We start from the raw sequence: 12789 nt of genomic DNA on the forward strand, positions 1-12789 counted from the left end.
AGCAGACACCCAATCGTTAGCAACATCGCCGCAAATGTAGTTGCCCTCTTCGTCTAGACGACGAGCGTTAGCGCTACACCATCTCGCTTTCTCCACAACTATGGATAAAGCCTTAGTCATTCTGACTTTTTTATAATAGGGTTCTATTGAAAAGAATGTCATTAAAAAGCCTAGAATAAAGCCGGATAATAGAATTAGTACAATTTTTTCATATAAATTACACCACGATTGGAGGCTGCGGACTTTTTCTTGGACAGATTAGTTAGATTAAATTTAGACTTTTGGCTCTTCATCAACATGTGTGGGTGGCTTCGCCCCCCTTTTTTTGTTGACTTTCGCCTAAATCAAACAAAAAAAATGGGCTATTTTCTAAAATTTAATCGCCAAAAAAAACAGAAGAAAAAGCCCATGTCAAAATTATACAAATCCATCTTCAATGTCAACGGCTGTTCAGTCGTCAAGCAGGAGCAAACCGACACCACGGTCACCATCACGGTAAGACTCACCAAGGGCAACGCCAGCAGGTGCGGCTGTTGTGGGCGAAAAGGGAAGCTCTACGACAACGGCCGGGAACAGAGGGTATGGCGGACGCTCGATCTCGGCACGAAGATGGGCTTCATCAGGATGGACACCTACAGGGTGAAGTGCAAGAAATGCGGCGTAAAAACGGTGAAGGTGCCGTGGGCAAGCCACAGGTCAGGCTTCACCGACGCCTTCGAGCAGCAGGTCGCATGGGCCGTATGCAGCATGTCGAAAAAGGCTGTCGCAAAGCAGCTACGCATCGCCTGGAATACCGTGGGGGAAATTGCCGACCGCGTATGGGATCGCCTGGACACAAGGCCGATCAAGGCAGGCTGCATCTTCAGGCGCATAGGCATCGACGAGACCAGCTACAAGAAAGGGCACAAGTACATAACGGTGGTAGTGGATCACGACAGGCGCTGCGTGATCTGGGTCCACGAGGGCTACGGGAAGGAGGTGCTGGACCTCTTCATGAGGGAACTCAGCGAAGAGCAGCGCAAGGGCGTGGAGCTTGTGACTTGTGACGGAGCCAAGTGGATAAGGTCAAGCATCGAGGAGTTCCTGCCCAATGCCGAACGGTGCGTGGACAGCTTCCATGTCGTACAGTGGGCGACAGAAGCCCTGGACAAGGTCCGTGTGGAAGCCTGGAAGGAGGCCCGCAAGGAAAACCGCAATCAGAAACGGGGCCGAGGCAGGCCCACGAAGGATAGCGTCCCGAAGGACCGCACCGCGGAGGGGATAAAGAACTCCAGGTACGCTCTGGGCAAGGCTCCAGAGAACCTTAACGAAAGCCAGCAGAGAAAAATAGAACTCATAGCAAGCCGCTATCCGCGTCTCTACAGGGCATACCAGCTCAAGGAGGAACTGCGCATCATCCTGAAGATGGGCTATGACGATGCCAGGGAAAATCTGGACAGGTGGCTGTGGCGTGCAAGCCACTCACGCATCGGCTCAGTAAAGGATCTGTACGCAAAGATCAAGCGCAACTACGACGGAATCCTCAACACAATCAGGCTGGGCGTGTCAAACGCAAGGATCGAGGCGACGAACAACAAGATAAAGCTACTGATACGGACTGCCTATGGCTTCAGGAACATGAACAACATGCTGTCGCTGATAATGTTGAGCTGTTCCTATGTAGATGTAAAGATAGCCTACGAATGGGAATCGGTATCGAGAGAATCATCTAGCAAGGCTGCCTAAATGCTACCACACATATTGATGATGCCTCAGACTTTTTCTGTAATCATCGGGGCTCATTCCGCCAAGACTCATCTTTATTCTATCCTTGCAGAACCACTCCAAATATTCATTCAGTTCCTTTTTGAATTCGTTTTTGGTGACGCCAGCCAGGTCACGATTGTAGAACAATTCGTTCTTTACGATGCCGAAGAAGCCCTCGCAGGCGGAGTTGTCGGGAGAGCAGCCTTTCTTCGACATTGACCGTTTCAGCTCCGCATCGTTCATCCGCTTTATCCATCCCGGCCATCTGTAATGGCATCCCCGGTCCGTATGCACGATCGGCTTTTCTCCGTCGTGGAGCTGCCCTAAGGCCTTGTCCAGCATTCGGTTCACTAGCCTCGAATCGGGGCTTTCGCCTATAGTCCAGCATACGGGTTTTCCGTCGAAGCAGTCTATCATCGGAGACAGGTACAACTTGCCGTCGGAAAGGGGGAACTCCATGATGTCTGTAAGCCATTTCTCATTGGGCCTGTCGGCATGGAAATCGCGGTTTATCAGATTGGGCACCGCGGGCGAAATTTCGCCCCTGTACGAGCTGTACTTCCGTTTTCTGGGACGGTAGGCCGCAAGTCCGTTCTCGCGCATCACCCTCCGGATGACTTTTTCAGACAAGGTCTTTCCCTCGTCTTTCAATGCTTTTCGGATCCTTCTGTAACCGTACCTCTTCTTGGATGCCTGGAAGGCAATCTGTACAAATTCAAGGGAATCCCTGTCCTTAATCGTCCTGTCGTTTGCGTGCTTCAGGTTGTAATAGAATACGCTGCGGGGCAGGTCAAGCCTGGCAAGTAGTTCAAGGCGGAAACGTCAACGCCGGGGTCTTTTTTTAATATGTTCAAAGTCTCCTTCAGGATGGCCACTTCCATCTCCAGGTCGCGGACTTTCCTGTTCAGTGCGGAAACTTCGGCGGAGGAAAAATCGTCCTTCCCCTCTTCAAGAGGTCCTCTTGGTTTTTTACGGTTGCAACTTTGCAAGGCCAGGGCTCCTTTTGTCAGATACAGGCGTCTCCATTTATAGATGCTGGCAGTCGAATACCCGAGTCCTTCGGCGACATCTACAACATTCTCGCCATTTTCGAAACATCTTCGAATCGCCTCCAATTTAATATTTGCCGAAGGATTCCTTGGGTGCTCCCGGATGTTTTTATAGCTGTATTTCCGCTTTCTTGTCTTGACCTTTCCTTCCTCGTGAATCCAGAAATAAAGTCGAGCTCTTGTCGGATAGCCTAGCACCTGGACCGTTCGGGAGACCGACCTCAATTCGTGATATGTTTTCAGCGCCTTGGCTATCTGTGATAAGGAGTAATAGGGCATGTACGGACCTCAATTGTGTCCAACTTTTTGTCCGCAGGCCCGGTTATGGCAGGGCGTTTTTTATAGTCTTCCCTTTACAAGTTCGACACGGCTTTCGCCCAAATGGACTAAAATACAAAAAGTACAAAACACGATATAGTACATTTAGAGAATTATGTCACAAAAAAAACACTTATCTCTATTGATGAAGCTATTTCTCTTACGGTTTTAGTGCCGTTATAGGTACAACGAAAACTCCGTCCGGGCGGCGGTAGGCGGCGTTACTCAGTCCACAAATCACGCAGAGGTTTGCGGGGGGATTGCCCTGCGGGTCTTTCGCAATAGCATCACGAACTTTCAACAAATTTGCGGCGGCTTCGTCAATTTGGTTGGCGCCGAGCTTTATTTCAAAAGCATTCCAGCTGCCGTCAGGCATTTCTACAACGGCATCAATTTCGTTATTGCCGTAATCCTGATAGTGGTACAGTTTCCCTCCGAAACTGCGCGCATAAACATCCAAATCCCTTTCGCATAGGGCCTCGAAAAGGAATCCAAGAGTGTTCAAATCCTGAATCAACTTCGCAGGTGTTGCACCTAGCAAGGCTGCGGCAAGCGAAGGGTCTGCTAAATGGCGTTTTTCGGCCTGTTTGATCCGCATGCTCGAGCGAATCCTGTTGCAGAATGGCGGCTGATTTTCAACAAGGAACAAACGCTTCAATACGTCCAGATAACTCGCTATCGTATCTAGGTCAATGTCGTCGTCATCGATTGATTTGATGTCGTTTTTCAACACCTTGTTTGTTGCAGTCGTAGATTCATTGCGGGCAAGACTTTTCAACAAAAGCCGCATTTTGCTCTTATTGCGCTTGATTCCGTCAAGGCGGTCAATGTCGTCTTCAATGACGGCATCGATATAGGCTTTAGGAACGGTCATCGCCTGCTGTGTAGAAAGTCCAAGGCTTCCGGGCCAGCCTCCCCGTACAATTAAATCAATAATCGTTTGCAAACCAACTTCGCCCGTCATCGCCTGTGGAGCGCATCCACTGCAAATGTCCAGCAAAGAAATTTTTCCACTAGAAGTCCCTATTTCAAACAAGGTCATCGGGCGCATGCGAAGTCTTGCGATACGGCCGGCGCCGCTATGCAGGATTCCTTTTCGAGCGGGAGTTGATGAACCTGTCAAAATGAACTGCCCTTTTTCGGTACGTTTGTCAACTTCGAAACGAACTGCATCCCATATTGGCGGAACTTCTTGCCATTCATCAACGAGTCTTGGGGTATCACCTTCCAAAACCAGTTTCGGGTCCATTTCCGCAAGCCTTCGGTTCTGAAAATTTCCACTAGGGTCGCCCAGTTCTATTTCGCTGGCGGAGTGATATTTGGATGTCCAGGTCTTTCCGCACCATTTTGGACCTTCCACACATAATGCTCCAAAAGTTGACAGGGATGACTTTATCTGATCATCCACAATTCTTGGCATGTAATCCTGTTTTTTCATGCCCATAATATATACAATCGGTGTGATTTTGCCAATTCATTCCGTAAGATTTCGAGTTTTTAATCCGTGAGATTTGGAGATTTCAATCGGTATAATTTTGAGAAAATGGCGATTTTCGTTCAAAAAAAGACGATTTTGAGTCCCATAAGCATGGCTATGCTTATGCAAACATATCCACAGCATTCGCCTCGAAGCCTTGCATCGCGTTCGCAAACCGACTTTTTAAGGGAAGGCTATTTTACCGTTTTCCGCAATCTTGCCGGCAAAATGCGCAGTTCCTCGCGGTATTTGGCGACCGTCCGGCGAGCGACTTTCATTCCCATGCGCATCAAAGCATCCGTAATCGCTTGGTCCGAAAGCGGAGCGGAAGAATCTTCATTGGCCACTAGGTCCTTGATGGAATCCAAAATTTTTGCTGAACCGACAGCACTGCCGTCTTCCTGAGGGACGCCCGAACTAAAGAACTGCTTTAATTCATAGACTCCAAACGGCGTGTCCACGTATTTTCCGTTTGTCGCCCGATTCACCGTACTCGGATCGCGATGCACTTCGTCGGCGATGTCCTGCAAAATCATCGGCTTCAAATTTTCGGGTCCCTTGGCAAAAAAATCGTGCTGTTTTTTGAGAATCGCGTTCATGACCAGCTCTATCGTGCTGCGCCGATTGTCCACGCTTTTGATAAAGGAATTTGCCGCATTCAATTTTTCCCGGACAAAATTTTTGTCTTGCTTGGATGCGGTCGGGCTCAAGAGCAACTTCCGATACGTTTCATTGATGCGCAAACGCGGGATATGCTCGCGACGCATGACCACTTTGAAATTTCCCGGCGCCGTTTCCACCACTTCCATGTCGGGGGTAATCGTCTGCGTCGGCGTATTGTTTATTTGGGAGCCGGGATGCGGCGAAAGAACGGCCAGTTCCCGAACCGCTTTCTGTACTTCTTCGGAAGAAACCCCCAACGCCTTGGCGATGGAGGCATAGCGCAAATCTTTCAACGCGTCAAATTCTTTTTCGAGAATCCGAATCGCGAGCGGCGAAAAATCGGGAATCCGATACGCCTGAATCAAAAAGCATTCCCGCAAATTTCGCGCGCCAATTCCCGGCGGCGTAAAGGATTGCAAAACATGGAAAGCTTCCTGAACAGGATACGAGGCGTCTTCCAATCTTTTTTTCTGCTGCAAAACCTCTTCGACTTCGGCAATATCGGGATCCTGCTGGATTTGTTCCGTTTCCGCATCCAATAAATTCTTGTCTGCCGGCGAAAGAAATCCGTCGTCCCCGACGCAGTCTATCAGATATTCCACAATTTTCACAATGCGGGCCGGGCGTTTCCATTCACGCAGCTGATTCCGCAAAACCTCTTGCATACTGAGCCCGCGCGTGGGTTCCGGTCGCCATTCTTCGTCGGGATCCCTGCCGCCCAAATCCTTGAACGGCGCTTCGGCGTTGCGAAAACCGTCTTCCATATACTGCGCCCAGTCCATGGTATTTTCCATTCCCGGTTCCATGAGATCATGGCTGTTGTCGTCGCCATCCTGACGCGAACTTTCCCGAGTCGGGGCGTCGATGGATTCCAAGCGGCTGTCCGGAGTCTCGTCCATTTCCAAAAGGGGATTCGTTTCCAGTTCTTGCGAAATGGTCGTTTCCAGTTCCATGGAGTTCATCTGGAGAAGTTTTATCGACTGGAGCATTTGCGGAGACAAATTCTGCTCCAGTTTCATCCCTTGCTTTAATTGAATGCCTAAATCCATTTTACGCCCTTTCTAATCCAAGCGAAAAGATTCGCCCAAATAAATTCGTTTTGCCTCTTCGTTGTTCGCGAGAAAATCCGACGAGCCTTCGGTAAGGACCTGGCTTTTATACATGATGTAAGCCCTGTCCGTAATGGAAAGCGTTTCGCGCACGTTGTGGTCCGTAATCAAAATGCCCATTCCCTTTTCCCGCAAGCTGGAAATAATCGCCTGAATGTCGCCCACAGCAATGGGGTCGATTCCTGCAAAAGGTTCGTCCAAAAGCAGAAAATCCGGATTAGCCGCAAGAGCCCGCGCAATTTCCAAACGCCTGCGCTCGCCGCCGGAACAGCTCATCGCTTTCGTCTTTCGGATATGGGTGATTTTGAACTCTTCCAAAAGCTGCTCCAACCGTTCTTTGCGCTCGGAACGTTTGTAGTTCTGCGTTTCCAGAATCGCCATAATGTTGTCCTGAACGCTCAACTTTCGAAAAATCGACGCTTCCTGCGGCAAATAGCCGACACCCAATCGCGCCCGGCGAAACATCGGCTTTTCCGTCATTTCCACGTCGTCCAAAAAAATATGGCCGGAATCAGGACGCACCATGCCGACAATCATATAAAAGGATGTCGTTTTTCCGGCTCCGTTCGGTCCCAGAAGCCCGACGATTTCCCCTTGCGAAACGCTGATGGAAACATTATTGACCACTTTGCGGCCATTGTAGATTTTGCAGATTTTATCTGTACGAATCGTGCGGATAAGGCTTTTCATTTGCGGCCTTCCTTTTTGTCCCGGGCGCTTTTGCCCTTTGGCTTTGCCTGTTGTTTTACCTGTTTTTCTCTTTCTTCTTTTATCTTTTCCAACGACTGCTTGGTAAAATTTTTAATCGTCGTGTCCTTGGAAATTTGCGGCAAGATATTTTCCTTGGTCAGGTCGATATAACGCCCGCTGGCAAGAGTCTTTTTGCCCGAAAGTTTTAAATGCTTCACTTTGCCGTCGTCAAACGCAATGCGAATCGTATCGCCCGCCGCTTCGTTCTTTCCTTCGATCTGCCGCTTTTTTTCCATCACGTGAAAATAAGTGCTTTGCGCATCTCCCGAAATCAGCGCCCCTTTCAGCTTGCCGTTTTTAAATGTCAAGTCCAAACGCCCGCCTTCCATTTTGTTTTTATAATCGACAAAATCGCCTTCGTAAAAAAAACCGTTCGCATTCAAATTCACATAAAGGCTCTGGATTTTGTCCTTGTCAAATTCGGCGTAAAGAGTGTCCCCTCGGGCTTCGGTAAATTGATCCGGCTTGCCACGCTTTCCCTTTTCGTATTGCTTGCCTTGGGCGTTCCGAATCACCAGCGCGCTTTTCAGGGTCCGCTCGTCGGCGTCAATCGTCAGATAGATGGAATCTCCGGTCAGCTCGTAGCCATCCATCGTAAATTTGGGGGAACCTTTCAAAGCGACCCAATTATTTTTTTTGTCCAAGTATCCCGAATCGCAAGTGACGACCATATTTCCCTGCGTGATGACGACATTTTGAAACGCTTTGGCGAATTCCGCGTTCTGGTCAAAATAAATGTATTCCGCGCGAACTGCCGTCGTGTCGATTTTCCCGTTTTTTTGAACCTGGTACTGGTGCAGCAGGGGATTTTGGGTCAAAGTCAAAATTTTTTCTTTTTTATTGTAAACGAGATGGTTCCCAAAAAAGGCGTAGGTCCCCGCCGAATCCTTTGCCTCCACAGAACCGACAGCGATAGCGATTTCCGTTTTGCGCTGGTAGCTCCCCGATTTCGCTTTCATATAGCCGTCGGGATGCCGAAAAAGAAAATTCCCTTCGCAATCCACTTTATCCAGATTTTTGTTCCAGGTCGCGCGCCCCGTCCGAAACTCGATGGAATCGTGCGTAAAGCGAACACGCCCGTGCAAAAGGAGAAATCCCGATTTTCGCATAGCGGCAAGGCTGTCGGCATGGCGCATCACCAGCGGCGACGTTTGCGCACACACCTGCTGAAAAAAGATTCCCAAAAGGCAAAGCCAGATGCCGAGCCGCGTCATCGGGAATTCCTCGTGGGCGGTCTGTGCGGCGTTACCGATTCCACCTGTTCCGCATTCTGTTTTTCGTCTTCTTCTTTCAGGCGTTTTGCCGCATCCTGAAAAATGCCCGTCACCTCCGACAGAATGTGCCAGTTATCCATTTTGGCATCGCTGACAAAACCCTTTCCTTGCAGAACATCGCCGTCTTCGCTCACCACGCGGACATAGCTTTCCGTCTTTACCAGATCGTCTTTTTTATTCCACAGCAAAGAATCCGCACGAACGGATGCTCCCTTCGGCGTTATCGCATAGACATGGCCGTAGGCATAGACGTAATTCATGCGTCCGTCCAAAGTTCCCGAATCCGCGCGCAAAAAAGCGGACCTTTCGCCAAGGGAATCGAAAATATCGACCAGGATCGGCTTCGCGAAAATTTTTTCCTTGCCTCCCCAACGTTCCAGATAGGCGGTCTTGACTTTCCACGACAGGCGTTCCTTTTCGTAAAAATCCAGCAAGGTCGTATCGGTAAACAGCATCATCGGGCGTTCGGCAATTTCTCCGTTAAAAGGCGGCTCTTCATCCGATTCGCTACAGGCTACAAGAAAAAGCCCACAAAAACAGGCGAAAAGAACCGCCCGATAAAAACGCCTTCCGATGTGTAGCAAAAAATATGCCATCGGAACTAAAAATACAATAATTCACGGAAAAGGGAGTAGGGGAACAAATAGTGATTCGTGGATAGTGGCCTTTTGAAAAGTGGAACTTCGCCACAGCGTTCCTCGCCATGACATTTTCATTTAGAACGATTCTCATAACCTTTCCCGCAAAATCCTCCTATAAATTCTACTTTTCCTTCTATGGACAGAGACCGCCGACGCCGTTTTGGGCAAAACTTTTTGGACAAGGAAACCGCCCATCTTCTCGCTGCCGACATTCCGCTTTCCGGCGACAGCGCTATTCTGGAAATTGGGCCTGGACACGGAGCGCTTACGGAACCTCTACTTTCGCGAGGAGTGCCCGTCACCGCCGTGGAAATCGATGAAGAATGCGTCAAGGTGCTTCAAGAAAAATTCGCTTCCCGTTCCAATTTTCATATAGTAAACCAGGACTTCTTGCGTTTTCCCATCGACGACTGGCTAAAAGAAAATCCCAAACCCTGGCTAGCGGGGAATCTACCTTACAACGTATCGACAGGCATCGTTGCCAAAGTCATGCCGCTTTTGAAAAAAACGCACGGATTCATGTGCATGGTACAAAAAGAAGTTGCGGAACGTTTTTGTGCCGAACCGCACACGCGCCATTATGGCAGCCTTACCGTCTGGATTCGCGCCCACGCCACCTGCAAAATGCTTCGAAAAATCGGGCCGGAACATTTTACACCGCGCCCAAACGTAGAAAGCGCGACAGTCCTATTCACTCCGCTTTCCGAACCGCTCAATGCGCCGCCCAAATTCTTTGAATTTGTCCAAGCCGCTTTTTCCCAAAAGCGCAAGGTCATCACCAATTCGCTAGCATCCAAATACGACAAAATCGACGTTGTCCACGCTCTCGACGCCTGCGGCCTTTCTACGAACACGCGGGCAGAAGAACTCTTCCCCGAAGAACTGCTTGCCATTTACCAAATCCTTGAAGTAAAATAAAAATCGGTTTCCGGGCGTTCCCCGCCTTTGAAAAGGCGTGGCGTTCCCTGGCGTTATCGCCGCGCATTCTGCACGGCGTCCGTTCAGCCTCGCCTACGTCGAGTCCGAACCCATCCGGGCATCGGTCACTAACGCGAAATATAAAAAATCACTTTTAAACAGACTCCCTCGTTTTCAAAACTCCCTCAACTTCTAACCGATTAACCATCTCTATTCTTTAATTTGGGACTTATATACAAAACTCCACCCGATTTGCTTGGTTGGTGAGCTTGTCGAACCATGGTTAGGGATTAGAGGTTAGCGACTAGTGATCAGTGATTAGTTGAAAGTTGAGGACGTAGGAGAAACGGCTAGCTAGAACGCAAAGCATCTCACGGCCTGCGAGAAGAAATTCACCTTGTGAAAAAGAAATTCCTGTATTGAAAAAAAACGTTCCTCTTTGTGAAAAAGAAATCCACGCTTTAAAAAAATTATTTAGTGGAAGATCGTATATCATTCCCAAAATTTTCTTTGCTATATTTTCACCGTTAGAATTTCGCAATGGGGCGAAATTTTTCCGGAAGTCATTGTCTAACCTTCCTAAAAAAACAAATGAAACAGAATCTTTCTGCCTTTATTCTTCGCGAATGGAACGACTTCATCCTCCTTCTGCGAAACGTCCCTTCCCTTGTCGTCAGCATTTTCATTCTCTCCGTGGTCTGCATGAACTTGCTCGCCAACAAGGAACTGTTTTCATTCCAGTATCTCGCATTGGATTGCGGATTCACCCTCAGCTGGATTTCTTTTCTTTGCATGGATATGATATGCAAGCGTTTCGGCCCGAAAGCGGCGATGAAAATTTCCATTCTGGCCCTGTTTGTTAATTTATGTACATTTTCCCTTTTCAACTTGCTTTCCCGAACGCCGGGAATGTGGGGAGAATTTTACACTCTTCTGGAAACAAATCCCGATGGAGCAGCCATTGCCAACGACGCACTAAACGCAACCTTCGGCGGAAGCTGGTATGTTTTATTCGGATCCGCCATCGCCATGTTTTCTTCTTCTCTCGTCAATGCTATCACGAATCATTGGATTTCCAAATTCATCTCTTTTCAAGGATTCAAAAATTTTGCCATTCGATCTTACGCTTCGACAATGATTGCTCAATTTATAGACAACCTTATTTTTGCGAGAATCGTCAGCTATGTATTTTTTGGTTGGAGCATGACGCAGGTCATTCTTTGTTCGCTAACGGGAGCTCTTATGGAATTGCTTTGCGAAATCGTCTTCAGTCCCCTCGGTTATAAAATATGTCGATACTGGGAAAAAAATGGAATTGGCAATCCATACATCCAATTTAAAGCAGAGGCAAAATGAATATTTTTATCAGCGGGAGCAGTCGGGGAATCGGAAAGGCCGTCGCGGAACGCTTTTTGAAAGATGGCCATCGTGTTGTCGGCTTCGACATTTTAAAATCCAGCATCCAGCATCCAGATTATGAACATCACCTTGTCGATGTCGCCGATAAATTTTCCTTTCCTCAAATCGCCTGTTCCGCAAATATCGTCATTAGCAACGCGGGAGTTCAAAATTCCGGCAAGGACATTGAAGTGAATTTGAAAGGTTCCATCTATTTCGTGGAAAAATACGCCTTTCAGCCCAGCATTCAATCCGTTCTGCTGGTATCTTCGGCAAGCGCTCATTCCGGCGCGGAATTTCCTGAATATTCCGCTTCCAAAGGCGGACTTCTGGCCTATATGAAAAATGCGGCTCTGCGGCTCGCTCGTTTTGGAGCGACTTGCAATAGCATTTCTCCAGGCGGCGTAACCACCGATTTGAACAAGCCCGTAATGGAAAATCCGGATTTATGGAATCAAATTATGCAAGTGACTCCTCTCAAGCGATGGGCAAGTCCGGAAGACATTGCGGAATGGGTCTGGTTTTTAACCGTCGTCAATAAAAATTGTACAGGGCAAGACATCCTCATTGATAACGGCGAAAAGGATTTGAATAGCCATTTTATTTGGCCAGATTCAAAATTTCTCTAAAACCGCATCCAGTGAACTCGACAAATTTAAAATTCGCAGAACAGCGGCCATTTCACCAATGACCGTTGCCCGCTAAAGCAATTTGATGAATCGTCAATTTTCTACTTCATAAAAACGCGAAGAACCATTTCCGCTGTCGAACCTTCTGCAAAACGAATTTCGCTTATCGGATGATATTCAAAATCGACATATTGCGAAAGCTGTAAAGCGACAAATTGCCTGTCTTTGGAAAAACAAATCGCCAACCGATAATGCCCATTTGGACAGTCGTCAGGAGCTTTTTCATTTTTCAAATTTTTCCATTCCGCAGAAACCAACTGCTTTATTTGGTTTCCTACATCGGAATCATATTCCAAATAAAGCCCGACAACGGGAGAATTCGTCGGGACATAAGACACTTTTGTTTTCAATCCAAAGAATGCCTTTTCCACTTTAATGCAGTTTTTTTGAAAGAGAGCTTCTGCCAACTCCATGCTTTTCACATTTTCCATAAATTTCTCTTCTGTTTTTAAAATGGGAAGCACTTTTTTCCATTTCTGTTTTGGAAAAATTCGGTGCCAAAAAGATCAAAGACGATTTCTAAAAATAGCTGTGCTGAAAATCGAAGGAAACCGCGATCGCCTCCGATTTTGCATTTTTAGAAATTGTCCAAAACAAATTGAAGAGACGATTAACAGAGAATGCGTTTTAAAGTAAAAACGTAATATTCTTTAGGATAACAGAAAAAATGGGGAGAAAGCGATTCGTCAACGCCTTTTCCCAAAGAGAAAATTTTCGATTCTAAAAATTTTGGCCGATGTAAAAAACCGGAATCTCG

12 protein-coding genes are annotated in these 12789 nt (G+C 47.7%); 4 read left to right on the plus strand and 8 right to left on the minus strand.

The genetic code is table 11. The features are described from left to right. Positions 1-408: 408 nt before the first annotated feature. Positions 409-1725 (plus strand): ISL3 family transposase, encoded by a 1317-nt coding sequence (locus tag BGX14_RS08370; RefSeq protein WP_158223236.1) that lies wholly within the window; start codon positions 409-411, stop codon positions 1723-1725. Between the two features lie 3 nt (positions 1726-1728). Here the strand turns inward: BGX14_RS08370 and BGX14_RS15825 are convergent, their stop codons facing one another. From BGX14_RS15825 to lptC, 7 genes are all read right to left on the minus strand, one after another. Further along, entirely contained in the window at positions 1729-2535 is an 807-nt protein-coding gene (locus tag BGX14_RS15825) for an IS3 family transposase (RefSeq protein WP_198951191.1), read from the minus strand. Further along, the gene (locus tag BGX14_RS15830) at positions 2505-3074 is read right to left on the minus strand and encodes a transposase (protein WP_073303460.1); all 570 of its coding nucleotides are present in this window, start codon (positions 3072-3074) and stop codon (positions 2505-2507) included. Before BGX14_RS15830 ends, BGX14_RS15825 begins: the two co-directional genes overlap by 31 nt. Before the next feature lie 199 nt (positions 3075-3273). Next, positions 3274-4551, minus strand: coding sequence for an ATP-binding protein (locus BGX14_RS08380; protein WP_073303584.1), 1278 nt, complete (start codon positions 4549-4551; stop codon positions 3274-3276). 233 nt (positions 4552-4784) lie between these two features. Then, the gene (rpoN, locus tag BGX14_RS08385; RefSeq protein WP_073303462.1) at positions 4785-6302 is read right to left on the minus strand and encodes an RNA polymerase factor sigma-54; all 1518 of its coding nucleotides are present in this window, start codon (positions 6300-6302) and stop codon (positions 4785-4787) included. 12 nt (positions 6303-6314) lie between these two features. Further along, a complete protein-coding gene (lptB, locus tag BGX14_RS08390) occupies positions 6315-7052 on the minus strand; it encodes an LPS export ABC transporter ATP-binding protein (protein WP_073303464.1) in 738 nt (245 codons plus the stop codon). Further along, positions 7049-8326: a hypothetical protein gene (locus BGX14_RS08395; protein WP_073303466.1), complete on the minus strand. Its 1278-nt coding sequence runs from the start codon at positions 8324-8326 to the stop codon at positions 7049-7051. The genes lptB and BGX14_RS08395 overlap by 4 nt, the downstream gene beginning before the upstream one ends. Further along, positions 8323-8982, minus strand: coding sequence for an LPS export ABC transporter periplasmic protein LptC (gene lptC, locus BGX14_RS08400; protein ID WP_095879599.1), 660 nt, complete (start codon positions 8980-8982; stop codon positions 8323-8325). Before lptC ends, BGX14_RS08395 begins: the two co-directional genes overlap by 4 nt. Positions 8983-9162: 180 nt before the next feature. On the opposite strand from lptC, the gene rsmA reads away from it, so the two are divergent. The 3 genes from rsmA (at position 9163) to BGX14_RS08420 (ending at position 11972) form a co-directional block, all read left to right on the plus strand. Beyond that, positions 9163-9945 carry a 16S rRNA (adenine(1518)-N(6)/adenine(1519)-N(6))-dimethyltransferase RsmA gene (rsmA, locus tag BGX14_RS08405; protein WP_095879600.1) on the plus strand — a complete coding sequence of 261 codons (783 nt, stop codon included), beginning with the start codon at positions 9163-9165 and terminating at the stop codon, positions 9943-9945. Positions 9946-10536: 591 nt separating this feature from the next. Further along, entirely contained in the window at positions 10537-11301 is a 765-nt protein-coding gene (locus BGX14_RS08415; RefSeq protein ID WP_095879807.1) for a VUT family protein, read from the plus strand. Beyond that, positions 11298-11972, plus strand: coding sequence for an SDR family NAD(P)-dependent oxidoreductase (locus tag BGX14_RS08420; RefSeq protein ID WP_095879602.1), 675 nt, complete (start codon positions 11298-11300; stop codon positions 11970-11972). The genes BGX14_RS08415 and BGX14_RS08420 overlap by 4 nt, the downstream gene beginning before the upstream one ends. Before the next feature lie 101 nt (positions 11973-12073). Here BGX14_RS08420 and BGX14_RS08425 read toward each other — a convergent pair whose 3' ends face one another. Continuing rightward, positions 12074-12463, minus strand: coding sequence for a hypothetical protein (locus tag BGX14_RS08425; RefSeq protein ID WP_143159347.1), 390 nt, complete (start codon positions 12461-12463; stop codon positions 12074-12076). Positions 12464-12789 lie beyond the last annotated feature (326 nt).

This window comes from Fibrobacter sp. UWS1 (assembly GCF_002300445.1).
In the GTDB taxonomy this organism is placed as follows: Bacteria; Fibrobacterota; Fibrobacteria; order Fibrobacterales; family Fibrobacteraceae; genus Hallerella; species Hallerella intestinalis.